This window comes from Achromobacter sp. NCFB-sbj8-Ac1-l (assembly GCF_052695805.1).
In genome coordinates this window covers 1-21,713 of the sequence record NZ_CP199812.1, presented here as the reverse complement: position 1 = coordinate 21,713, position 21,713 = coordinate 1, and the positions used below count along the sequence as shown (strand labels likewise).

The 21,713-nt window shown below is 64.9% G+C and carries 21 protein-coding genes; 3 read left to right on the top strand and 18 right to left on the bottom strand.

Annotated features, from left to right (window positions below):
- Positions 1-115: 115 nt before the first annotated feature.
- On the bottom strand, positions 116-1,012 hold the full coding sequence (locus ACUDP5_RS00105; protein ID WP_445657883.1) for a phytanoyl-CoA dioxygenase family protein: 897 nt from the start codon (positions 1,010-1,012) through the stop codon (positions 116-118).
- A 162-nt stretch (positions 1,013-1,174) separates the two neighbouring features.
- Between ACUDP5_RS00105 and ACUDP5_RS00100 the strand changes: the two genes are divergently transcribed.
- A complete protein-coding gene (locus ACUDP5_RS00100; protein WP_263915331.1) occupies positions 1,175-1,471 on the top strand; it encodes an acylphosphatase in 297 nt (98 codons plus the stop codon).
- 111 nt (positions 1,472-1,582) lie between these two features.
- Here the strand turns inward: ACUDP5_RS00100 and ACUDP5_RS00095 are convergent, their stop codons facing one another.
- The 6 genes from ACUDP5_RS00095 to ACUDP5_RS00070 form a co-directional block, all read right to left on the bottom strand.
- On the bottom strand, positions 1,583-2,488 hold the full coding sequence (locus ACUDP5_RS00095; RefSeq protein WP_445657882.1) for an EamA family transporter: 906 nt from the start codon (positions 2,486-2,488) through the stop codon (positions 1,583-1,585).
- Between the two features lie 39 nt (positions 2,489-2,527).
- Positions 2,528-3,586: a GntG family PLP-dependent aldolase gene (locus ACUDP5_RS00090; RefSeq protein WP_263915329.1), complete on the bottom strand. Its 1,059-nt coding sequence runs from the start codon at positions 3,584-3,586 to the stop codon at positions 2,528-2,530.
- Between the two features lie 5 nt (positions 3,587-3,591).
- Positions 3,592-4,326: an amino acid ABC transporter ATP-binding protein gene (locus ACUDP5_RS00085; protein WP_263915345.1), complete on the bottom strand. Its 735-nt coding sequence runs from the start codon at positions 4,324-4,326 to the stop codon at positions 3,592-3,594.
- A 52-nt stretch (positions 4,327-4,378) separates the two neighbouring features.
- Entirely contained in the window at positions 4,379-5,068 is a 690-nt protein-coding gene (locus ACUDP5_RS00080; RefSeq protein ID WP_263915328.1) for an amino acid ABC transporter permease, read from the bottom strand.
- Between the two features lie 8 nt (positions 5,069-5,076).
- Positions 5,077-5,829, bottom strand: coding sequence for an amino acid ABC transporter permease (locus ACUDP5_RS00075; protein WP_263915327.1), 753 nt, complete (start codon positions 5,827-5,829; stop codon positions 5,077-5,079).
- A gap of 97 nt (positions 5,830-5,926) precedes the next feature.
- Positions 5,927-6,835, bottom strand: coding sequence for an amino acid ABC transporter substrate-binding protein (locus ACUDP5_RS00070; RefSeq protein WP_445657881.1), 909 nt, complete (start codon positions 6,833-6,835; stop codon positions 5,927-5,929).
- A gap of 171 nt (positions 6,836-7,006) precedes the next feature.
- Here ACUDP5_RS00070 and ACUDP5_RS00065 point away from each other — a divergent pair, with 171 nt between their 5' ends.
- A complete protein-coding gene (locus tag ACUDP5_RS00065) occupies positions 7,007-7,939 on the top strand; it encodes a LysR substrate-binding domain-containing protein (protein ID WP_025140419.1) in 933 nt (310 codons plus the stop codon).
- Positions 7,940-7,985: 46 nt separating this feature from the next.
- Here the strand turns inward: ACUDP5_RS00065 and ACUDP5_RS00060 are convergent, their stop codons facing one another.
- From ACUDP5_RS00060 to ACUDP5_RS00035, 6 genes are all read right to left on the bottom strand, one after another.
- Positions 7,986-8,465: a DoxX family protein gene (locus tag ACUDP5_RS00060; RefSeq protein ID WP_445657880.1), complete on the bottom strand. Its 480-nt coding sequence runs from the start codon at positions 8,463-8,465 to the stop codon at positions 7,986-7,988.
- 11 nt (positions 8,466-8,476) lie between these two features.
- On the bottom strand, positions 8,477-10,372 hold the full coding sequence (locus tag ACUDP5_RS00055; RefSeq protein WP_445657879.1) for an amidohydrolase: 1,896 nt from the start codon (positions 10,370-10,372) through the stop codon (positions 8,477-8,479).
- Positions 10,373-10,499: 127 nt separating this feature from the next.
- Positions 10,500-10,772: a XapX domain-containing protein gene (locus ACUDP5_RS00050; protein WP_263915323.1), complete on the bottom strand. Its 273-nt coding sequence runs from the start codon at positions 10,770-10,772 to the stop codon at positions 10,500-10,502.
- A 25-nt stretch (positions 10,773-10,797) separates the two neighbouring features.
- A complete protein-coding gene (locus ACUDP5_RS00045; protein ID WP_263915322.1) occupies positions 10,798-11,502 on the bottom strand; it encodes a pirin family protein in 705 nt (234 codons plus the stop codon).
- Between the two features lie 18 nt (positions 11,503-11,520).
- The gene (locus ACUDP5_RS00040; RefSeq protein ID WP_445657878.1) at positions 11,521-13,113 is read right to left on the bottom strand and encodes an MFS transporter; all 1,593 of its coding nucleotides are present in this window, start codon (positions 13,111-13,113) and stop codon (positions 11,521-11,523) included.
- Positions 13,114-13,134: 21 nt separating this feature from the next.
- Positions 13,135-13,821, bottom strand: coding sequence for a hydrolase (locus tag ACUDP5_RS00035; RefSeq protein ID WP_175192292.1), 687 nt, complete (start codon positions 13,819-13,821; stop codon positions 13,135-13,137).
- Positions 13,822-14,135: 314 nt separating this feature from the next.
- Here ACUDP5_RS00035 and ACUDP5_RS00030 point away from each other — a divergent pair, with 314 nt between their 5' ends.
- Complete coding sequence (locus ACUDP5_RS00030) at positions 14,136-15,059, top strand: LysR family transcriptional regulator (protein WP_263915319.1); 924 nt, start codon at positions 14,136-14,138, stop codon at positions 15,057-15,059.
- A gap of 70 nt (positions 15,060-15,129) precedes the next feature.
- Here ACUDP5_RS00030 and ACUDP5_RS00025 read toward each other — a convergent pair whose 3' ends face one another.
- The 5 genes from ACUDP5_RS00025 to dnaA form a co-directional block, all read right to left on the bottom strand.
- On the bottom strand, positions 15,130-15,555 hold the full coding sequence (locus ACUDP5_RS00025) for a hypothetical protein (RefSeq protein ID WP_445657877.1): 426 nt from the start codon (positions 15,553-15,555) through the stop codon (positions 15,130-15,132).
- 29 nt (positions 15,556-15,584) lie between these two features.
- Positions 15,585-16,211 carry a SatD family protein gene (locus ACUDP5_RS00020; protein ID WP_263915317.1) on the bottom strand — a complete coding sequence of 209 codons (627 nt, stop codon included), beginning with the start codon at positions 16,209-16,211 and terminating at the stop codon, positions 15,585-15,587.
- 390 nt (positions 16,212-16,601) lie between these two features.
- Positions 16,602-19,049 carry a DNA topoisomerase (ATP-hydrolyzing) subunit B gene (gene gyrB / locus ACUDP5_RS00015; protein WP_263915316.1) on the bottom strand — a complete coding sequence of 816 codons (2,448 nt, stop codon included), beginning with the start codon at positions 19,047-19,049 and terminating at the stop codon, positions 16,602-16,604.
- A 94-nt stretch (positions 19,050-19,143) separates the two neighbouring features.
- Entirely contained in the window at positions 19,144-20,253 is a 1,110-nt protein-coding gene (gene dnaN / locus ACUDP5_RS00010; protein ID WP_263915315.1) for a DNA polymerase III subunit beta, read from the bottom strand.
- A 2-nt stretch (positions 20,254-20,255) separates the two neighbouring features.
- Positions 20,256-21,713, bottom strand: coding sequence for a chromosomal replication initiator protein DnaA (dnaA, locus tag ACUDP5_RS00005; RefSeq protein ID WP_263915314.1), 1,458 nt, complete (start codon positions 21,711-21,713; stop codon positions 20,256-20,258).

Here is a 21,713-nt window from a genome sequence, read left to right as displayed (position 1 = left end):
CGGCGACGCCCTGCGGCGCCGCCCAGTATACGCGCCGGGGCCGGCAAGCGCCCCTTGCCGGCCCCGGTTTCCCCCTGCGTACGGGCCTCGCCCGGGCCCTGCTGCACGCTCGCCGCTAGCGCGGCCAGACCTTGCTGACCGCGCGGATCGTGGCCCATGCCACCCACCGCGGGCTGGTCAGGCGCGCCCCCGGCAGGCGCCGCAGCACATCCACCGCCAGGCCGCCCCGGCGGTGCCATTCCTTCTTGCGGGTCTGGCTGTCGGTCCAGCGCCCCTCCAGCCACGGGAATTCACGCCGTCCGGGCTTGTAGACCGGCGGCGTGTTGTAGATGAGGATGTACGCCAACCGCGGCTGGGGCGAGGTGTTGGCCCCCGTGAAATGCAGCGTGCGCGCATCGTGCACCGTGCAGCCGCCCGGCTGCAGCGGTTCGGCCACGGCCTGGTCGCGCGGAAAGTCGGCGCAGCATTCCAGCGGATGCAGGGTCTTGTCGCCGCCCGGTGAACGATGCTCCAGCACCTCCCCCTGGTTCGACCCGGGAATGAACTGCATGCAGCCGTTTTCCAGCGTGGCCGGCTGCAAGGCCAGCCAGATGCTCAGTTCGTTGTAGACGAAGTCGGGCGAGCGGAACGCCTCGTCCTGGTGCCACGGCGTTTCGGGACCATTCAGCGCCGGCTTGAGCAGCGCATGTTCGCCGTACAGCGCGGCATCCTCGCCCAGCAACTGGCGCGCCAGTTCCAGCGTGCGCTCGTGATAGCTGGTCTTCAGCAGCCCCGGGGCATAATGGCGCGGATCGTGCAAACTGGGAAACTTGGCCGGCTTGGATGGGTCATCACGGCTGATGAAGTCGTATTGAGCCCCCTCGTTGTATCCGGTCTTGTTCGCGAACAGTTCCAGCAGCGTACGCCGGATATATCCCACCTCGTCGGGTGGGCACATGTCCGGCAGGGCTAGGTAGCCCTGGCTTCGATAACGCGCTGTTTCTGCTTCCGACAACAAACTGGTCTCTTCCATAATGGCTTCTCCAAGCTTTGCTTGCGGGTGATCCCGTTGGCACGTTTTGACATGTGCTCTAACGTATCGCTTCGATGCCCAGAGGGCCTATCGACCATCCGCTGTAGCCGGAAGCGCCTAATGCTCCGGTGCGCCGCGGCGCATCATCCGAAGGAAATTTCCATGCAAGACCCTCATTCCGACAGCCATATCGAAACCGTCCACGTCACCGTCAGCGGCACCGTCCAGGGCGTGGGCTACCGCCATGCCGCGGTGCGGCGCGCGCACCTGCTGGGCGCCCGGGGATGGGTGCAGAACATGCTGGATGGCACGGTGCAAGCCCTGGTCCAGGGCACGCCCGACCAGGTGGATCACATGCTGGAATGGCTGCGCCGGGGCCCGCCGGGCGCCTATGTGGCCGAGATCATCACGCGCCGGGAATTCACCGACAAGCGCTACGCCCATTTCGAACAGCTGTAGACGCTGCCCAGCCGACGGCCCCGCCGTCATCCGAAAGCGGGGTGGAGAACGCGGGGAAAAAGGATGAGTCCGGCACGAGAGCCGCACCGGGACGGCGGCAAACGTGGGCGGTCAGCGATTGCGCAGCCAGCGCCCGCCAATCTGGTTGATGATCAGCCCCGCCAGCACGCCGCCCGCCCCCAGCCATTGCAGGGGTTGCAGTTGCTCGCCAAAGGCCGCCGACGCTGCCCACAGGCCCACCACCGGCACCAGCAACGAGAACGGCGCGATCTTGGCCGCAGGGTGGCGCGTCAGCAGTTGCGTCCATAGCGTGTAGGCCAGCAGCGTCGCCAACACCGCCAGGTACAGCACGGAAAGCGCCTCGCTCCAGCCGATGCCGGTGATCATGCCGACCACCGGTTCCCAGCCATCCGCCCATATCGCCAGCGCCAGGAAGGGCAGCACCGGCGCGGCGCTGCTCCAGGCAATGAAGGCAAAGGGGTCGTAGCCCGGCGACTTGCGGCTGGCCAGCCGCACGATCATGTTCGACACGGCCCACATGAAGGCGCCCCCCAGCGTCAGGGTGAAGCCCAGCATGGTCATCTGGCCCGGCCCCTCGCCACGGCCGGCGGCAATGACGGCCAGCCCCAGCGCGGCCACGCCCAGCCCGATCCAGTGGTGGCGCCGTGCGCGCTCGTGCAGCACGGGCGCGGCCAGCAGCAGGGTGAAGAACGCCTGGGTCTGGATCACCAGCGAGGCCATGCCCGCCGGCATGCCGAATTCAAGTGCCGTGAACAGCAGGCCGAACTGGCCCAGCCCCTGCACCAGCCCGTAGGCCGCGATCCAGTGCCACGGCAGGCGCGGCGGCCGCACGAACAACACCAGGGGAAATGCCGCCAGCGCAAACCGCAGCGCGCCGAGCATCATGGGAGAAAGGCCTTTCAGGCCGAACTTCATGACGACGAAGTTCAGGCCCCAGATCACCACTACCGCCAAAGCGCAGAGATAATCTTTCCTGGAGAGGTGGGTCGCGGACATGCGTCATTATCGCATCGCCGGCCCCCTCCCAAGGCCATTTCAACGGCTGGAAAGCACCTTTTTGAACGCCTCGATCGCAGCATCGATGCCCGCGTCATCGATGTGCCGGTGGGTCACGCAGCGCAGCCGCGTACGGCCCCACGGACGGGTCAACAGGCCCGCCGCTTCCAGCGCCGTCACCCAGTGCGCGTTGGTCATCCCGGTATCGGCCGTCTCGACCTGCACGATGTTGGTCTGCGGCACCGTCGCCGACAGCACCGGGTCCAGCCGGTTCAGGCCGTCGCTCAAGCGGCGCGCGCGAGCATGGTCTTCGCCCAGACGGGCGCCCATGTGCTGCACGCCTTCCAGCCCGGCCGCGGCCATGATGCCGGCCTGGCGCTGCGTGCCGCCCAACATGCGGCGCAGCGTGCGTGCCCGCGTCATCACCGCGCGCGGCCCCGACAGCACCGCGCCCACCGGTGCGCTCAGGCCCTTGGACAGGCACAGCGACACCGTGTCGGCATGGCGCGCGATCTCGATGGGTTCTACGCCCAGCGCCACCGCGGCGTTGAAAAGGCGTGCGCCGTCCAGGTGCACCGCGATGCCACCCGCGTGCGCCAGGCCATGGACGGCCTGCATGTGGTCCAGCGGCAGCACCGTGCCGCCGGCGTTGTTGTGCGAAGTCTCCATCGCCACCAGCGAGGTCTTGAGCTTGTGGCCGCCGGACAGCAGCGCGTCCTCCAGGCGGTTCAGGTCCATGGCGCCGTCGGTGCCGGGCACGCCCTGGTAGAACAGGCCGGTGAAGGTCGCCGCGCCTCGCTCCGACGTATACATGTGCGCGGCCGATTCCAGCACCACCTGTTCATTGCGCTGCGTCTGCGCCAGCACGGCCAGCAGGTTGGCCATGGTGCAGCTGGGCACGAACAGGCCGGCTTCCTTGCCCAGGCACGCTGCGACATGGGCTTCCAGCGCACGCACGCTGGGGTCACCATCCAGCCCGTCGTCGCCGATGGGCGCCGTACGCATGCGCTCGTACATCTCGGCGGTGGGCTGGGTCACCGTGTCGCTGCGCAGGTCGACAAGTGCGCGGGAAGGGTCGACGGAGATCCGCTGGGTCATGACGATCAGTGCTGCAAAATTTTGGAAAGGAATTGGCGCGTGCGGGGTGCGCGCGCATCGACGTTGCCAAAGAACTCGTCCTTGACGCAGTCTTCGACGATCTTGCCGCCGTCCATGAAGATCACACGGTCGGCGACGCGGCGGGCAAAGCCCATTTCGTGGGTCACCACCATCATCGTCATGCCGTCGCCGGCCAGGTCGGTCATCACGTCCAGCACTTCGTTGACCATCTCGGGGTCCAGCGCCGAGGTCGGTTCGTCGAACAGCATCACGACCGGGTCCATCGACAGCGCGCGGGCAATCGCCACGCGCTGCTGCTGGCCGCCCGACAGTTCGCCGGGGTGCTTGTCCTTGTGCGCCGACAGGCCCACGCGTTCAAGCAACGTCAGCGCCCGCGCGCGGGCCTCGTCCTTGCCGCGCTTCAAGACCTTGACCTGGCCCAGGCACAGGTTTTCCGTCACCGTCAGGTGCGGGAACAGCTCGAAGTGCTGGAACACCATGCCGGCCACCGAACGCAGCTTGGGCAGGTTGGTGCGGGGATCGCCCACCGCAATGCCGTTGACGACGATCTCGCCCTTCTCGAAGGGTTCCAGCGCGTTCACGGTCTTGATCAGGGTGGACTTGCCCGAGCCCGACGGGCCGCACACCACCACGACTTCACCGCGGCCGACGGTGGTGGTGCAGTCGTCCAGCACCTGGAAGGCGCCATACCATTTGCTGACCTGGCGGATCTCGATCATCGGGGGTTTCGAAGAGAGTTGCATCGTTGGACCTGTGGATAACCCGGGGCGCCTAGCGCAGCACCCGGACGCGCTTTTCCAGCCGTTTGACCAGGCGGGATGCCGTGAAGCAGATCACGAAATACACCACCGCCACGAAGAGATAGAGTTCCACCAGCCGGCCGTCGCGCTGTCCGATCTTGGACGCCGCGCCCAGGAAGTCCGTCAGCGACAGCACATATACCAGCGAGGTGTCCTGGAACAGGATGATGACGCGCGTGAGCAGCGCCGGCACCATGTTGCGCACGGCCTGCGGCAGGATCACGTAGCGCATCCCCTGCCAGTGGTTCAGGCCCAGCGCCATGCTGGCCGATACCTGGCCGCGCGCAATCGACTGGATGCCGGCGCGCATGATTTCGCAGAAGTACGCGGCCTCGAACAGCGTGAACGTGACCACCGCCGAATTGAACGCCCCCACGCGCAGCGGCGTGGGCGAACCGACGATCCAGGCCGCGATGTACGGCACCAGGAAGTAGAACCAGAAGATCACCAGCAAGAGGGGTACCGAACGCATCACGTTCACGTAGATGCCCGCCGGCACCGACAGGATCCTGTAGCGGGACAGCCGCATCATCGCCAGCAGGGTGCCCAGCGCCAGCCCCATCACCGCTGCCAGCAGCGTGAGGGTCAGCGTGAAGGTCATGCCGGTCTGGAACAGGTACGGCAGCGCGCTGCCGATGACGTCGAAATCGAATTTGCCCATGGCTGCTCCTAGCGCCCGTTCTTGGCCGCCGCGCCGATCAGGCCGGGGACCGCCACGTGGCGTTCAAGCATGCGCATACCAAGCACGACAATGCCGTTCAGGATCAGGTAGATCACCGTCGCGGCCGAGAAGGCCTCGAAGATATGGAAGCTGAATTCCGCCATGGAACGGGACTGGCCCGTCAGCTCCAGCAGGCCGATGGTCAGCGCCACCGACGAATACTTGATCGTGCCCATGAACTCGGACGTCAGCGGAGGCAGCACGATGCGGTAGGCCTCGGGCAAGATGATGTAGCGGTACACCTGCACTTCGGTCAGGCCCAGCGCCGTGCCGGCCTGGAACTGGCCGCGCGGCAGCGACTGGATGCCGGCGCGCAACTGTTCGGCCACCCGCGCCGAACCGTAGAAGCCCAGGCACAGCACCGCCGGCACGAACTGCCCCCAGGGTTGCGGCATCTGCTTCATCGCCAGCCCCCAGGCGTGCGGCAGCAGCTCGGGCAGCACGAAATACCACAGGAACATCTGCACCAGCAGCGGCACGTTGCGGAAAACCTCGACATAGGTCGCGCCCACGGCATTGGCCAGGCGCGACGACGCGGTGCGCAGCACGCCCAGACAGGAACCGAGCAGCAGGGAGAACACCCATGCCGTCAGCGCCAGCGCCAGGGTCCAGCCCACGCCGATCAGGATGGTCTGCAGGAAGGTATGCACGCCGTCAGGCGACATCTCCAGGAAGACGCTCCAGCTCCAGTTGTAATTCATGCTTTCGGACCTGTAGAACTGAAAGGAGGCGCCGGCGGACGGCGCCTTGCCCGCACATCGCCGCGATGCCCGACAGGGCATCCGCGGCGTTGCCGGCTTACTCGTAGGCCTTGGGGTCGCCCGAGTCGGTCGGATGAGCCAGGGCGCGCTTGAGCGCGTCGCTCATCGGGTACTTCAGGTTGATCTGCTTGGGCGGGATCGGCGAATTGAAGTACTTGTCGTAGATCGCCGCGACGCGACCGGTCTTGATCAGGTCCAGCACGGCATCGTCCACCACTTTCTTGAAGGCGGCGTCGTCCTTGGGCTGCATGATGCCGTAGGGTGCCAGTTCCAGGCCCTTGGTGCCGATCACGAACACGTCCGGATTCTTGGCCGAGGCCACGGCGCCGTAGGCGATGCCGTCGTCATTGGCCGAACCGGCGGCGCGGCCCGACTCCACCATCAGCAGCGTTTCCGCCGTATCCTTGGTGGGCGCCATGGTGATGCCCAGGTTGCCTTCGGCGTTCAGGCGCGAGATCAGCTTGAACGTCTGGCCGCCGGCCTGCGCCGCGATCGACTTGCCGCGGAACGAGGCCAGGTTGTTCGGGTCCACGCCGCCGTCCTTGCGCGCCACCAGCACGACCTGCGCCACGAACGTGGTGGGCGCGAACGACACCAGCTTGTGGCGTTCCAGGTTGTTGGTGGTGTTGCCGCATTCCAGGTCGATGGTGCCGTTGGCCAGCAACGGGATCCGGGTGGCGGAGGTGGTGGGGTTGTAACGCACGTCCAGCTTGGGCAGCTTGAGCGCGGTTTTGACGTATTGGGCGATTTCCTGGCAGATCTCGACCGTATAGCCCACCGGCTTCTGGTTGCCATCGAGGTAGGCGAACGGCACCGAGGTCTCGGGGTGGCCGATGGTGATCACGCCGGTTTCGCGGATCTTGTCCAGGCGGCTGGGGCCTTCGGCGTGGGCGGTGGCGCTGCCGAGCAGGGCGGCGGCGACCGAGATCGCGGCAAGTGCTTTCATCGTATTCCCTTGGCGCCATGCGAGCGGCGCGTGTTTATGTTCACGAACAGCGGTACCAGACTGCATGCATACCGCCGCGTCCCGCGATGAGCCCCGCGGCTGGCAAAAAGTATCAACTAGCGTTATGGTTTTATCCAGTTCCAATCGGGTATTCCTCTATACGGATTTGATATGGCCATTACACGAATGGGCTTACGGCACATCGAGGCTTTCCGGGCCGTCATGATGACCGGCTCCATGACCGCGGCCGCCAGGCGAGTACACACCTCGCAGCCGCACGTTAGCCGCTTAATCGCGCAATTGGAAGCAATCACCCAGTTTCCCCTGTTCGACCGCAACGGCAGCCGCCTGACCCCTACCCAGGACGGTTCGCGCTTCTTTCAAGAGGTGGAAAAGACCTTCATCGGCCTGGCCGGCCTGGAATCGGCGGCGGCCAGCATCCGCTCGTTCAGCGCCAGCCGCCTGAGCGTGGCGGCCATGCCGCGGCTGGCCGGCGGCCTGCTGGCGCGCATCGTGGCCGCCTTCAAGACCGAATACCCGGATGTGATGGTGTCGATCCACTCGGGCAACGCCAGCGCGGTGCACAACTGGATCAGTTCGGGGTTCTGCGACACCGGGCTGGCCATGCTGTCGGGCGATTCACCCGGCATCCAGGTCGAACCCGTGCTGACGATGAATTGCGTGGCGGTGCTGCCCAAGGGCCACCGGCTGACCAAGCTGAAAAAGCTGAAACCCGCCGATTTCGCGGGCGAGCCCTTCATTGCCTTTCCCAGCGCCACGCCGCTGCGGGAAAAGATCGACGCGGTCTTCAAGGCCGCCAAGGTCGAACGCCAGACGGTGGCCGAGGCCGGCCTGGGCTCGTCCGTCTGCGCGCTGGTCGGCGCCGGGCTGGGCGTGGCGCTGATCAACCCGCTGGCAGCGCGCGAGGAATACGAGGCCAACGGGGTGGAAGTGCGCCCCTTCAGCCCCGCCGTGCCGGTCACGGTCGCGCTGCTGTACCCGCCGTACCACACCCGCACCCGCCTGGTCAGCGTGTTCTCGCGCTACGCTCACCAGTTGATGCAGGAAGAGATGGCCGACCTGAAGGCGCGGCCGGCGCGCTAAATGCCGCAGGCCAACCTGGACGGGAAGCCGGCGGCCGCGCTCGCCATCACGCAGGTGTGCGCGGCGCCCCAGGCGGCGTAGCCAAGGGTGTCTGCGGCGCGCGCAAGTCCAGCCAGGCCACCAGCAGCAGGCCGCCCGCCAGCCCCAGGTGTTCGAAGAAGGCATTGGCGGCCATGAAGCGGTCTTGCCCGATGGGCATTTCCCAGAACCGCAATGCCAGCCCGGTCGCCGCCAGCGTGAAGCCGGCCAGCGCAACCGCCCCCAGCCAACGCAGCCGGCCGGTCAGGATCATGGCCGACGCCGCCAGTTCCAGCACAATGACGAGCACCGCGAAGAGCGGCTCGGGCGACAGGCCGAAATGCGCCATCTCGCGCAGGGCGCCAGGAAAGTCCGTGAGCTTGACCCATCCACCTTGCAGATAGGCCGCGCACAGGCCCAGATACGCCAGGAACCGCACGACGGCGGAACCGAACAGCGGCCGGGCGAGGCTGGCCAGCCGCTGTTCCCAGGAAGCCGTTGCGAACATGGTCAGGCTCCTCAAACCGCCCAGCACGCACAACCCAGCGCGCCGAAAAAGCCCTGCAGATCGGCGCTGGGCGCCTTCGCGGCCCACGCCTTGGCATGGTCGTGGCCGTGCACGCCGCAGGCGCTGGCGCAGCCGCAGGTGGCCATATTGCGGTAGCCCAGCGAATTGCGGCCTGCGCCCTCGGGGTCGCCCCAGGCGGCGTAGCCGCCGAACAGGCGCGTGGGCGACCAGTCCGGCATGGCGGGCGGCAACGGGTTCTCGTCCAGCGGACCGAAATCACCCCCGCCGTAGACCACCCGCCCCCCCACGACGGTCAGGTCCGACGTCAGGAACGAGATGTCGTCTTCGGCGCAGCTGAAATAGTCTTTGCTGGGCACGATGAAGTCGGCCAGCTGGCCGGCCTGGATGCGGCCGCGCTTGCCTTCCTCGTTCGAGAACCAGGCGACGTTCTCGGTCCACATGCGCAGCGCCGTCTCGCGGTCCAGGCAGTTGCGCGCGGGATAGAGGCGGGTGCCGCCCACGGTCTTGCCGGTGATCATCCAGGACAGCGATACCCAGGGGTTGTAGGACGCAACGCGCGTGGCGTCGGTGCCTGCCGACACCTTCACGCCCCGCTGCAGGATCTTGGCCACGGGCGGCGAGGCCTCGGCGGCGGCCGCGCCGTAGCGTTCGATGAAATACTCGCCCTGGTAAGCCATGCGGTGCTGCACGGCAATGCCGCCACCCAGCGCGGCGATGCGGTCGATCGACTTGTCGGAAATGGTTTCGGCGTGGTCGAAGAACCAGTTCAGGCCGGTCAGCGGCGTGTCCTGGTGCACTTTCTCGAACACGTCCAGCGCGCGCGAGATGGTCTCGTCATAGGTGGCATGCAGGCGCCACGGCCAGCGGTTCTGCGCCAGCACCCGCACCACCTCTTCCAGCTCGCCTTCCATTTCCGCCGGCATGTCGGGACGCTCGACGCGGAAGTCCTCGAAGTCGGCCGCCGAGAACACCAGCATTTCCCCCGCCCCGTTGTGACGGAAGTAATCGGTGCCTTGCTTGTACTTCACGCTGGAGGTCCACTTCAGGAAGTCTTCCTTTTCCTGCTTGGGCTTCTGGGTGAACAGGTTGTAGGCCAGCCGTACCGTCATCTGGCCGTCGTCGGCCAGCTTCTGGATGACGGCGTAGTCGTCGGGATAATTCTGGAAGCCGCCACCGGCGTCGATCACGCCGGTCACGCCCAGGCGGTTCAGTTCGCGCATGAAATGGCGCGTGGAATTGAGCTGGTAATCAAACGGCAGCTTGGGGCCCTTGGCCAGCGTGGCGTACAGGATGGTCGCGTTGGGCTTGGCCAGCAGCAGCCCGGTGGGGTTGCCCTGGCCGTCGCGGATGATCTCGCCGCCGGGCGGGTTGGGCGTCGTCTTGGTATAGCCGACGGCACGCAGTGCGGCGCCATTGAGCAGGGCGCGGTCGTACAGGTGCAGGATGAACACCGGCGTGTCAGGCGCGATGGCGTTGATCTCCTCGATGGTGGGCAGGCGCTTCTCGGCAAACTGATGCTCGGTAAAGCCGCCCACGATCCGCACCCACTGCGGGGCCGGCGTGATGGCCACCTGGCGCTTGAGCATGCCCATGGCATCGGCCAGCGAACGCACGCCGTCCCAGCGCAGTTCCATGTTGTAGTTCAGGCCGCCGCGCACCACGTGCGTGTGATTGTCGAACAGCCCCGGCAGCACGCCACGGCCTTTCAGGTCGATGCGCCGGGCGGTGGAGCCGGCCAGCGCCATGACCTCGGCATCGGTGCCGACGGCGACGAAGCGGCCGTCCTTGATCGCCACCGCGCTGGCCTGCGGTCGGGTGCGGTCCAGCGTGGTGATGCGGCCGTTGTAGAAGACGACATCCGGGGTGGCGTTTGAAGTACTTGGCATGGGGGAATCTCCTTGGGATCGGGCAATGGCGTGGGTGCCCAGCAAGCTGTTGAGCGCCAGTGTAGAAGCAACACCAATGAGGTCGCGGCGGGTAGGCATACGAAATTCCTTGGGTGCGTGGACGGGATCAGCCTTCGGCCTTGTCCCCGGGATGGTGCTTTGCCTGGCGGCCGGGCAATTGCCCGAGGACATGGCTCACCGCCTGCTCCTTGTCGCAGGCCGCGACAAACGCGGTGCCGCTGAGCAACTGCTTGCCCACCGGCACGATCTGCTCGCCCACCAGGATGCCGAGCAGGCCGATCAACGCCACCAGCGGCGGCGCGGGCGAGCGCACCTGCAGCAGGCTGTACACCACGCCGACCAGCAGGCCGGCGCCAAGGGAAAGCAGATAGATCTTCATGGGTGTCCTTGCGGGATGGGTAGGATCAGGCATGCGTATCGGCCAGCAGGACTTCTGCATCGTCCAGGGCCATGATGCGCAAGTCGGTTTCATCGTGGATGGCGACGCCATCGCCGCCATCCACGGGCATGTCATTGACGGTCAAGCGCCCCTTGGCGGCCACCAGATAACCGCGACGCGCCCCTTCGGCGAAACGGTAGGTGGCCGCTTGTCCGGCCTTCAGCGCAACCGCCAGCACGCGTGCGTCGCTGCGGATCGGCAACGCATCGTCGTCGCCTTCCATGCCGCTGGCCAGCGTGATGAACTGGCCGTTGCAGGCCTCGCCGGCAAAGCTCTTGCGGCCCCAGCTGGGCGGCACGCCGCGGCGGTCCGGCTCGATCCAGATCTGGAACACCCGCGCCGGTCCGCCTTCCATGTTGAACTCGGCGTGCGTCACGCCGCTGCCCGCGCTCATCACCTGCACATCGCCGACCCGGGTACGGCCGCGGTTGCCCAGGTCGTCTTCGTGCGTCAGCGCACCTTCGCGCACGCAGGTGATGATTTCCATGTCCGTCTGCAGCAGGGGAGGAAAGCCCGCCCCCGCCGCGATCGTCTCATCGTTCCAGGCGCGCAGCGCCCCCCAGCGCATCCGCTTGGGGTCCTGGTAGCCCGCGAACGAGAAATGGTGTTTGGCATCGAGCCAGCCGCGGCGGGCGTGGCCCAGGGTTTCAAGCGGTCGGCGCTCAATCATGGCTGGCCTCTTTGGATATCAGTGTTTCAACGTCAGGAAGTGATGCACTTCCGGTTTGCCGGGCCCCGCATGAAAGCGCAGCGCTTCGGCCTGCAGGTCGGCATCGGCATGCGACACCCGGTGATGCTGGCGCAGGTGTTCGGCCCACGACTCCACGAAGAACCACTCCACCACGCGCTGCGGATCGTTCGTGTGTTCGACCACGCCCCAGGCATAGGCGCCATCACGCAACCGCTCCTGCGACAGGCGCTTCATTGCATCCAGAAACGCCGCACGGTCTTCCTGGCGGATTCGGTATTCCACCTGCACCAGCACCGGCCCGCGGTCGTTGGTCACCGACTCCGCAACCAGCGGCTCGGGCCAGTGGTTGGACGCCTGCAGATCCGCTTCGCCCACCGGCAGGCGGACACGGTGGAACAGCAGCGCCACCACGACCAGCCCGGCGGCGCTGACCGCCAAGGCGTAGGGCACGCCGATCTCGCGGGCCACCAGGCCCCAGCCCAGGCTGCCGGCCGCCATCGCACCGTTGAACACCATCAGGTACACGGCCAGCCCGCGGCCACGTACCCAGTTCGGCAGAATCGCCTGGGCCACGCTGTTGAAGGTCGTGAGCGCGGTGATCCAGCCCATGCCCAGCAACACCAGCAGCGGCACGGCCAGCCACTTGGGCGGCGCAAACACCAGCATCGCCATGACGGCCGCACTGACCACCGAGGCCAGCAGCACCAGCCCGTCCGTATCCAGGTGCGCGCTCACCCGGGGCATCACCAGCGCGCCGATGATGGCGCCGGCGCCCACCGCCCCCAGCAACACGCCATAGAAACCGGCGGTGCCGCCCAGCATCTGCCGGGCCACCAGGGGCAGCAGGGCCCACACGGCGCTGGCGAACAGGAAGAACACGGCGGCGCGCAGCAGCACGCGGTGCAGCTCCTTGCTGGCCCGCGTATAGCGCAGGCCGGCGCGGAAGGCCCCGAGGAAGTTCTCCGACAGGGCGCTGTCGGTAGCGGCCGGGCGCTTCCACCACAGCAGCGCGGCAATGACAAAGACGTAGCTCAGCACATCCATGCCGTAGGTCACCGCGGCGCCGAAGCTGGCCAATATCAGGCCGCCCGCGGCCGGGCCGATGGCGCGGGCAATGTTGATGCCCAGCGAGTTCAGCGCCACCGCGCCCTTGAGGTTTTCGCGTGGCACCAGTTCGGGCACGATGGACTGCCAGGTCGGCCCCATCAGCGCCGCACCGATACCGCCCACGAAGGTCAGTGCAATCAGGTAATCCACCGTCAATGCGCCGAAGTGCGACAGCACCAGCAGCGTACCGCTGACCGAGGCCAGCAGCAGCTGCACGAATATCAGGAAACGCCGCCGGTCCAGAATGTCCGACAGCACGCCAGCCGGAATCGCCAACAGAAAGATCGGCAGCGTCGCCGCCGTCTGGATCAGGGCAACGGCGGTCGGGCTGGCGGACAGGTCCGTAACCAGCCAGGAGCTGGCCACGTCGCGCATGAAGCTGCCGACGTTGCCCAGCACCGTGGCCGCCCACAACACGGCAAACACGGGCTGGCGCAGCGCCACGAAGCTGCCTCCCGCGGATGGGTTCTTCTGGTCTGGCACGGTGCGCTCCTGGATCCGGATTTACTTGGCGGGGTTGGGGCCGATGCGTTCGCCGTGCTGCACGCGCTCGGCCAGCTTGTGGACGTGGGTCACGGCGTAGTCGATGCCCATGCCGTACGCGCCGGAGTGTTCCTTGACGATGGCGGTCACGGCGTCATAGGTCTCCTTGCGGGCCCAGTCACGCTGCCATTCCAGCAACACTTGCTGCCAGGTCACCGGCACCACGCCGGCCTGGATCATGCGGTCCATGGCGTACTTGTGCGCATCGGCCGAGGTGCCGCCCGAGGCGTCGGCCACCATGTAGATTTCGTAGTCGCCTTCCAGCATGGCGCACAGGGCGAACGTGGTGTTGCAGACTTCCGTCCACAGGCCCGCCACGATGACCTTCTTGCGGCCGTTGGCGGCCAGCGCGTCACGCACGTTCTGGTCGTCCCACGAATTCATCGAGGTACGCTCCAGGATCTTGTTGTCCGGAAACACGGCCAGCAGTTCGGGGAAGGTATTGCCCGAGAAGCTCTCGGTTTCCACCGTGGTGATGGTGGTGGGAATGTTGAAGGTGCGCGCGGCCTTGGCCAGGCCCACCACGTTGTTCTTCAGCGTCTGGCGGTCGATCGACTGCACGCCGAATGCCATCTGCGGCTGCTGATCGATGAAGATGATCTGGCTGTTTTCGGGGGTCAGGACTTCGAGGTATTTGCGGTTCGACATGGTGGGGCTCTCTTTCAAGGAATCGGTCAATAAAGGCGGCAAAGTGAATTCGGGGTACTGGCTGGCCATCCGGGCCTGCGCCGCTTGGGCGGTAGCGGAAGTGCCGTTTGAAGCTTCCGTTTGCGTCGTCAGTCGGTAGAGACATATTAGGGATCCGCACGTCTGCTGAGAATCCGCAGCATGGAATTGCATCCATTCCATTTTTTGCATGATCCCTCTGGCAGCCCACCAATGCGTGACGCTTTGCAAGGCGTTCTTGTATGGGCAATAGCCAGCCGCTATCATCGGCGCGAACTGATACATGAGAGTGCACGATGAATAAATTGCCCGATCTGGAAGGGTGGGCGATCTTCGCCAAGGTTGCCGAGACCGGGTCGTTCGCCAAGGCCGCCGCCGAGCTTTCTATCGCCCAGGCCACGGTTTCCAAGACCATCACCCGGCTGGAAGCCCGGATGAAGACCACGCTGTTCCATCGCACCTCACGCAGCATGACCCTGACCGAATCCGGCTACGCGGCGCTGGAGCGGGCCGCCCGCATCCTCGAGGAGGGCGAAGCGGTCGAAGCCGAGGTCACGGAAAAATCCACCAGCCTGCACGGCAAGATCCGCCTGGCCGCGCCCATGTCATTCGGCGTCACGCACCTGGCGCCGATGCTGCCGCCCTTCATGCAGGCGCATCCCGACGTGGGCCTGGAAATCGAATTCAACGACAAGCAGGCCGACCTGGTGTCCGAACGCTTCGACCTGGCGCTGCGCATCTCCAACCTGGTGGATTCCACCTTGCTGGCGCGGCGCCTGTGCTCGGTGCGCATCCTGCTGGTGGGCGCGCCTGGCTACTTCAAGCGCGCAGGCAAACCCAAGCACCCGCGCGACCTGGCGCAGCACACCGCGCTGCAATACATGTACGCCCGCAACGGCGCCAGCTGGCGCTTTCGCCACGAGAAGCACGGCGAGTTCTCGCAAGCCTTGCCGGTGCACCTGAACGTGAACAACGCCGAAGCCCTGGCGCCCGCGCTGCGGGCCGGCATGGGCCTGGCGCTGCAGCCCGAATTCCTGGCCTGGGAAGACCTGCAATCCGGCGCCCTGGAAATCGCCATGGAAGACTGGCAGGTGGATCCCATCGCCCTGCACATCGTCACGCCACCGGGGCGCCGTCGGCCGGCCCGGGTGCAGGCGCTGATCGAATACCTGGCGCAGCGCCTGACGGCCGAGCCGTGGGCGAATGACGTGCAGGGGTAGTCGTCCCGCAGGACCTGATCAATGAAAAGAGGGGCCGCACCTGCGGCCCCTCGATGACATGGCATATGAACTACTTGGAACGCTTGAGTTCGGCTGGCAGATCAAGTCCCAAGAAGTGGTCAAACCCCATCCAACCGTACGTGATGACGATGGCCCAGACCAAACTGAACAGAGAACCGACCAGAAAATATTCCGCGTCGAGCTTCTGATCCAGTTCCTTGAAGCGAGCCACTGTCTTCAGCGCAATGACCGCAACCAGAATTTCCCACGCCCCCACCAACACACCTGCGGCGATAAGCAGTCGCTCAAGGCTGCCTATCAAGTGACCCACCCTGGGATGACTGATCAATGGCGACGCTGCGGGCACCTCACCAGCAGGACCGGAATTCGCCTGCTGGAGCTTGTTCTTCATGGCGGTGATCAGCCCGCTCCACTCGAGCATCCGCTTGCAAATTCTGTTGCCGGCGGCAGTCAGCAGAAATACCGCGACAATCATTGAAGCGATCGATAGTACCCACTCGCAGGTCATAGTAGTCCGTAATGTCTGTCCAGCGCCGCGGCGCTTTCCGTCAACGCACGCCACTCGTGTTCATAGAGTTCGAAACGGCCGGCTCGTCGAATCTTGTAGTAGGTGGCCGTAGACATTCCGAGCTGAGTCACCAGATCTCCGACCGCCTTTCGCTCCGACAACAAAATGACCTGCCTTTGGCGATCGGTCCAATCACTCTCGATATCTGTCAGCGCAGCGCCCACACCGTCCATCAGAATCTGTACGGTTGGTTGATCCGGCAATACAAAACGGTATGCGTTGCCGTCTCGCTTGTCAGCAAGGCGTTTGCGACTCGCTGCAAGACCCGGCCCCATCATGTTCCATGCCCGATCGTTGTTGATGGGTGTTTCCAAAGAGATGACACCCAACACAAACCGGCATTCGAGCAGCTTGAGCAGCATGCCTGCCCTGAGCTTACGCAACAGCGCCAGACCATCGGACAGATTCGCACAAATGCCTTGGAATTCGTCACCCAGTGTGATCGTGAGCGGCGAGACGAGCTTGCGCTGATCGTCTTCATTGACCTGATCGATCACCTCATTGAATACGCGATGCAAGTCGGGCACTGAGGGCGAGCGCTCACTGGATACGAGGTCTCCCATGACAACGGCGTGCGAATATCGAGATGTCATCGTTGGCTGACCTTGCATTCATCGTGGGTCATTGAATTCACAATGCACCTCCTTCCATTACAAGAGCCATTCTCCGAAAAATGACTACGTCCGACCAGCCATGGCGCAAAGTAGAAGACGAAGTTACTGGCCAAGTGTGGCCTGGAGGCATATGCCATGAGAACCCAAAAAAAGTTACATAATTAACCCATATTTGGGATATTTTTGTAATGTAGCCCATTTTTGGTACTCCTGATCGAATCTATCGGCAGGGCGAGAACAGACCAAACCCGACAAAAAAAAGGGGCTGCCTGAGCAGCCCCTTCTTATGTCATCCCGCAGCCCCGGCGGGCCGCTCGATGATGGTCTGACCGCCAGCGATCAAACGTCGATATTGCCCGCCGACAGCGCGTGCGCTTCGATGAAGTTGCGGCGCGGTTCGACGTCGTCACCCATCAGCGTGGTGAAGACTTCGTCCGCCGCGATGGCGTCTTCGATCTGCACGCGCAGCAGGCGGCGCACCTTCGGGTCCATCGTGGTTTCCCACAGCTGTTCCGGGTTCATTTCGCCCAGGCCCTTGTAGCGCTGCTTGGAGATGCTGCGATCGGCTTCGCTGCGCAGCCACTGCATGGCTTCGCGGAAGTCGGACACGACCTGTTCCTTGCGCTTGTCGCCTTCGCCACGAGCGGCCAGGGAGCGCGGGCCGACCTTGCCCGAGAAGCTCTTGGCGGCCTTGGACAGGATGGCGTAGTCGCTGCCGTTGACGAAGTCGGCGTCGATGATGCTGACGCGCACGTTGCCGTGGTGCATGCGCTGCACCGACAGGCGGTGGCGTTCGGTGGCTTCGTCGAACTCGGGCACGACGTCCACGCCGTTGCCGCTGACCGGGTCACGCATGGCATCGGCCAGGCGCTTGGCCGAATCGGCGGCGGCTTCGGCCGAATCCAGGTTGATCTCGACGCCCTCGGCCATGGCCGACAACGCCGCCACGTCGAACACGCGCGCCAGGCGGGCCATCACGCCATCAGCCGCCACGTACTGGCGGGCCAGGTCGCTGAGCTCTTCGCCGCGGATGATGTTGCCGCCCGAGATGATCTCGGCGTCTTTCAGGGCCAGCTGCAGCATGAACTGCGCTTCTTCCTGGGCATCCTTCAGATAGCGTTCTTCACGGCCAACCTTGACCTTGTACAGAGGCGGCTGCGCGATGTAGACGTAGCCGCGCTGCACCAGCTCGGGCATCTGGCGGTACAGCAGCGTCAGGAGCAGGGTGCGGATGTGCGCGCCGTCCACGTCCGCGTCGGTCATGATGATCAGGCGGTGGTAGCGCAGCTTGTCGACGTTGAAGTCGGGGCCGATGCTGGTGCCCAGCGCGGTGATCAGGGTGGCGATCTGTTCGCTGGCGATCAGGCGGTCAAAGCGCGCCTTTTCCACGTTCAGCACCTTGCCGCGCAGCGGCAGGATGGCCTGGAACTTGCGGTCGCGGCCTTGCTTGGCCGAGCCACCTGCGGAGTCACCCTCGACGATGTACAGCTCGCACAGCGCCGGATCTTTTTCCTGGCAGTCAGCCAACTTGCCGGGCAGGCCGGCGCCTTCCAGCACGCTCTTGCGACGCGTCATTTCGCGCGCCTTGCGGGCGGCTTCGCGGGCACGAGCGGCTTCGACGATCTTGTTGCACAGGGCCTTGGCGTCGTTCGGGTGTTCGAGCAGCCAGGTTTCCAGCGTGCGCGCCACGGCTTCTTCGACGGCCGGACGCACTTCGCTGGACACCAGCTTGTCCTTGGTCTGGCTGCTGAACTTGGGCTCGGGCACCTTCACCGACAGCACGCAGGCCAGGCCTTCGCGCATGTCGTCGCCGGACGTCTCGACCTTGGCCTTCTTGGCCAGCTCGTTGTCGGTGATGTACTTGTTGATGATGCGGGTCATCGCCGCGCGCAGGCCGGTCAGGTGCGAGCCGCCGTCGCGCTGCGGAATGTTGTTGGTGAAGCACAGCACGCTTTCGCTGTAGCTGTCGTTCCACTGCATCGCCACTTCCACGCCCACCGACACGCCGCCCGCGGCGGACTCGGTGCTGACCGAGAACACGTTCGGGTGCAGCACGGTCTTGGCGCGGTTGATGTATTCGACAAAGCCCTTCACGCCGCCGGAGAAGGCGAAGTTCTCTTCCTTGCCCTGGCGCTGGTCGATCAGGCGGATCTTGACGCCGTTGTTCAGGAACGAGAGCTCGCGCAGGCGCTTGGAGAGAATCTCGTAGTGGTATTCGATGTTGTTGAAGATGATCGGGTCGGCCAGGAAGCGCACTTCGGTGCCGCGCTTGTCGGTCGTGCCGGTCACGGCCAGGGGCGCAACGCGCTCGCCCTGGCGGAATTCCATCTGGTGCACTTCGCCGTTGCGGCGGATGGTCAGGCGCAGCCATTCGGACAAGGCGTTCACGCAAGACACGCCCACGCCGTGCAGGCCACCGGACACCTTGTACGAGTTCTGGTCGAACTTGCCGCCCGCGTGCAGCTCGGTCATGACGATTTCCGCCGCGCTGCGGTGGAATTCATCGTCCTTGTGGATATCCGTGGGGATGCCGCGGCCGTTGTCGGTGACCGAGATCGAATTGTCGGTGTGGATCGTGACGACGATATCGTCGCAATAGCCGGCCAGCGCTTCGTCAATGGCGTTGTCGACGACTTCGAACACCATGTGGTGCAAGCCGGTGCCGTCGGACGTGTCCCCGATGTACATGCCGGGGCGCTTGCGCACGGCCTCCAGCCCCTTGAGCATCTTGATCGAGTCGGCGCCGTAGCCGCCGTTCTCGGGAGTGGTGTTCTGCTGATCTGACATGTCTGTATCGATAACGCTTTAAAGAACGGCCTGGCGGCCGGACCGCCGACGAGCCATCAGGCCCGTGGCGGCACAAACCCACATGAGCGCGGACTTAGATCCGCATGGGCATGACGACGTACTTGAACTGGTCGTCTTCGGGCAAGGTGATGAGCGCCGACGCGTTGGCATCGGGCATGACCGACCACTGGATGTTGTCCACTTTGACGTTGGCCAGCACGTCGAGCAGATAGCCGACGTTGAAACCCACGTCCAGCGGCTCGTGGCCGTAGTCGATGTCGATTTCTTCCTGGGCCTCTTCCTGCTCGGCGTTCGAGGACGAGATCTTCATCTGGTTCTGCGCCAGCTGCAGGCGCACGCCCTTGAACTTGTCGGTGGTGAGAATGGCCGCGCGCTGCAGGCTGCCCTGCAGGGCTTCGCGGCCCACCAGGAAGTGCCGCGTGTAATTCGTGGGAATCACACGCGTGAAATCGGGGAACTTGCCTTCGACCAGCTTGGACACCAGCTCGACGTCGCCGAAACGGAAACGGATCTGGCCCGGCGCCACGTCGATCGACACGACTTCGTCGGAGTCTTCGAGCAGGCGCTGCATTTCAAGCACGGTCTTGCGCGGCACGATCACTTCGTGGCGTTCGCTGATGCCGTCTGCTTCGGTGGAGCAGTGGGCCAGGCGGTGGCCGTCGGTGGCAACCGCGCGCACGCGACCCGGTTCAAACACCAGCAGCATGCCGTTCAGGTAGTAGCGGATGTCCTGCTGGGCCATGGCGAAGTGCACCATGTTGAACAGGTGGCGCAGCGTACGCTGCGGCATGGTCAGCGACACGTCCCATTGTTCGGGCTGGGCCACGGTGGGGAATTCGCTGGCGGCCAGCGTCTGCAGCGCAAAGCGGCTCTTGGCCGACTGCACCGACAGCTTGTTGCTGGCCAGCGCCAGGCGCACGTCGCCCGTATCGGGCAGGGCCTTCAGGATGTCGAGCAGCTTGCGCGCCGCAACGGTGGTGGACTCGTTGTCGTGGCCCACGCCGAAGTCGGCATGCGTGGTGATCTGTACTTCGAGGTCGGTCGCAATGAAGGCAACCTTGTTGCCTTCCTTGCGCATCAGGATGTTCGCCAGGATGGGCAGGGTATGGCGTCTTTCGACGATGCCCGCCACGGTCGACAGCGGTTTCAGCAATGCATCGCGTGTGGTTTGTACGAGTTGCATGGTCATCCTTTTAGAGTTTGTTCCAACACGTGCAGGGTATGGTTGAGCTCCGCTTGCTTTGCGCGGGCGTCGGAAATCTTGCGTACGGCGTGCAGGACGGTGGTGTGATCACGACCACCGAACAGGTCACCGATTTCCGGCAGGCTTTTCTGGGTCAGCTCCTTCGCCAGGTACATGGCGACCTGGCGCGGCAACGCGATATTGGCCGGCCGGCGTTTCGAATACATGTCGGCCACTTTGATCTTGTAGAAGTCCGCCACCGTCTTCTGGATGTTTTCCACGGTGATCTGCCCATTGGACACGGACAGCAGATCCTTCAGGGCTTCCTTGCAGACGTCCACCGTCAGCACGTCGCGACCATGGAAGCGGGCGTAGGCCAGCACCTTGCGCAGCGCGCCTTCAAGTTCGCGCACATTGCTGCGCAAGTGCTTGGCGATGAAGAACGCCACTTCCTCGGGCATGGGCACGCCTTCGGACTCGGCCTTGCGCAGCAGGATCGCCACGCGCATCTCGAGCTCGGGCGGCTCGATCGCGACCGTCAGGCCGGAATCGAAGCGCGAGATCAGGCGGCTGTCGATGCCCGACAGTTCCTTCGGGTACGTGTCGCTGGTGATGATGATCTGCTTGCGCTGCGCGACCATCGCCTCGAACGCATAGAAGAATTCTTCCTGCGTGCGGTTCTTGCCGGAGAAGAACTGGATATCGTCGATCAGCAGCAGGTCCAGCGAGTGGTAGTAGCGCTTGAAATCGTCGAACGCCTTGCGCTGGTATGCCTTGACCACGTCGGACACGTACTGGTCGGCATGCACGTAGCGCACGCGAACGCCGGTACCCGCCGCCACCATGGCGTTGCCGATGGCGTGGATCAAGTGGGTCTTGCCCAGGCCCACGCCGCCATACAGGAACAGCGGGTTGTACGACGTGCCCGGGTTCTCGGCCACCTGCAGTGCGGCAGCGCGCGCCAGCTGGTTCGCCTTACCCGTCACGAAGTTCTCGAACGTCAGGTCGGTGTTCAGGCGCGAGCGCTCGTACACGATGTTTGCGGCATCCGCATTGACGGCAGCCGCGCCCGCACTGGGGGCGGGGGCTGCCGGGGCGGCGGGCTGCGCGGCCATGCCGGGCGGTGCGCCGCCTGACGGCGTGGCACCGGACAGTGGCGTTTGCGCGGGCTGCTGGGCGCGCACGGGCGCGACAGGCATGCGCGGCGTCGCGCCCTGCGAGGGCAACTCGAACAAAACCTGTACCGGACGCTCGAACCACTCCGCGGCCAACGCTTCGATCTGGTGGGAGAAATTCTTGCGCACCCAGTCCAGCTTGAACCGGTTGGGGGCGGCAACGCGCAGCACCGCCTGCGTCTCGTCATACGCAAGCGGGACCAGCGGTCGTATCCACGCGCTGATTTGTTGGGGGGGGAGTTCCTGCTCAAGACGACTGACGCAGGTCTGCCAGAATTCTTTCAT

Coding starts and splice junctions, on each gene's coding strand:
- ACUDP5_RS00105 (WP_445657883.1), bottom strand. CDS start 1,012: ATGGAAGAGACCAGTTTGTTGTCGGAAGCAGAAACAGCGCGTTATCGA.
- ACUDP5_RS00100 (WP_263915331.1), top strand. CDS start 1,175: ATGCAAGACCCTCATTCCGACAGCCATATCGAAACCGTCCACGTCACC.
- ACUDP5_RS00095 (WP_445657882.1), bottom strand. CDS start 2,488: ATGTCCGCGACCCACCTCTCCAGGAAAGATTATCTCTGCGCTTTGGCG.
- ACUDP5_RS00090 (WP_263915329.1), bottom strand. CDS start 3,586: ATGACCCAGCGGATCTCCGTCGACCCTTCCCGCGCACTTGTCGACCTG.
- ACUDP5_RS00085 (WP_263915345.1), bottom strand. CDS start 4,326: ATGATCGAGATCCGCCAGGTCAGCAAATGGTATGGCGCCTTCCAGGTG.
- ACUDP5_RS00080 (WP_263915328.1), bottom strand. CDS start 5,068: ATGGGCAAATTCGATTTCGACGTCATCGGCAGCGCGCTGCCGTACCTG.
- ACUDP5_RS00075 (WP_263915327.1), bottom strand. CDS start 5,829: ATGAATTACAACTGGAGCTGGAGCGTCTTCCTGGAGATGTCGCCTGAC.
- ACUDP5_RS00070 (WP_445657881.1), bottom strand. CDS start 6,835: ATGAAAGCACTTGCCGCGATCTCGGTCGCCGCCGCCCTGCTCGGCAGC.
- ACUDP5_RS00065 (WP_025140419.1), top strand. CDS start 7,007: ATGGCCATTACACGAATGGGCTTACGGCACATCGAGGCTTTCCGGGCC.
- ACUDP5_RS00060 (WP_445657880.1), bottom strand. CDS start 8,465: ATGTTCGCAACGGCTTCCTGGGAACAGCGGCTGGCCAGCCTCGCCCGG.
- ACUDP5_RS00055 (WP_445657879.1), bottom strand. CDS start 10,372: ATGCCAAGTACTTCAAACGCCACCCCGGATGTCGTCTTCTACAACGGC.
- ACUDP5_RS00050 (WP_263915323.1), bottom strand. CDS start 10,772: ATGAAGATCTATCTGCTTTCCCTTGGCGCCGGCCTGCTGGTCGGCGTG.
- ACUDP5_RS00045 (WP_263915322.1), bottom strand. CDS start 11,502: ATGATTGAGCGCCGACCGCTTGAAACCCTGGGCCACGCCCGCCGCGGC.
- ACUDP5_RS00035 (WP_175192292.1), bottom strand. CDS start 13,821: ATGTCGAACCGCAAATACCTCGAAGTCCTGACCCCCGAAAACAGCCAG.
- ACUDP5_RS00030 (WP_263915319.1), top strand. CDS start 14,136: ATGAATAAATTGCCCGATCTGGAAGGGTGGGCGATCTTCGCCAAGGTT.
- ACUDP5_RS00025 (WP_445657877.1), bottom strand. CDS start 15,555: ATGATTGTCGCGGTATTTCTGCTGACTGCCGCCGGCAACAGAATTTGC.
- ACUDP5_RS00020 (WP_263915317.1), bottom strand. CDS start 16,211: ATGGGAGACCTCGTATCCAGTGAGCGCTCGCCCTCAGTGCCCGACTTG.
- gyrB (WP_263915316.1), bottom strand. CDS start 19,049: ATGTCAGATCAGCAGAACACCACTCCCGAGAACGGCGGCTACGGCGCC.
- dnaN (WP_263915315.1), bottom strand. CDS start 20,253: ATGCAACTCGTACAAACCACACGCGATGCATTGCTGAAACCGCTGTCG.
- dnaA (WP_263915314.1), bottom strand. CDS start 21,713: ATGAAAGAATTCTGGCAGACCTGCGTCAGTCGTCTTGAGCAGGAACTC.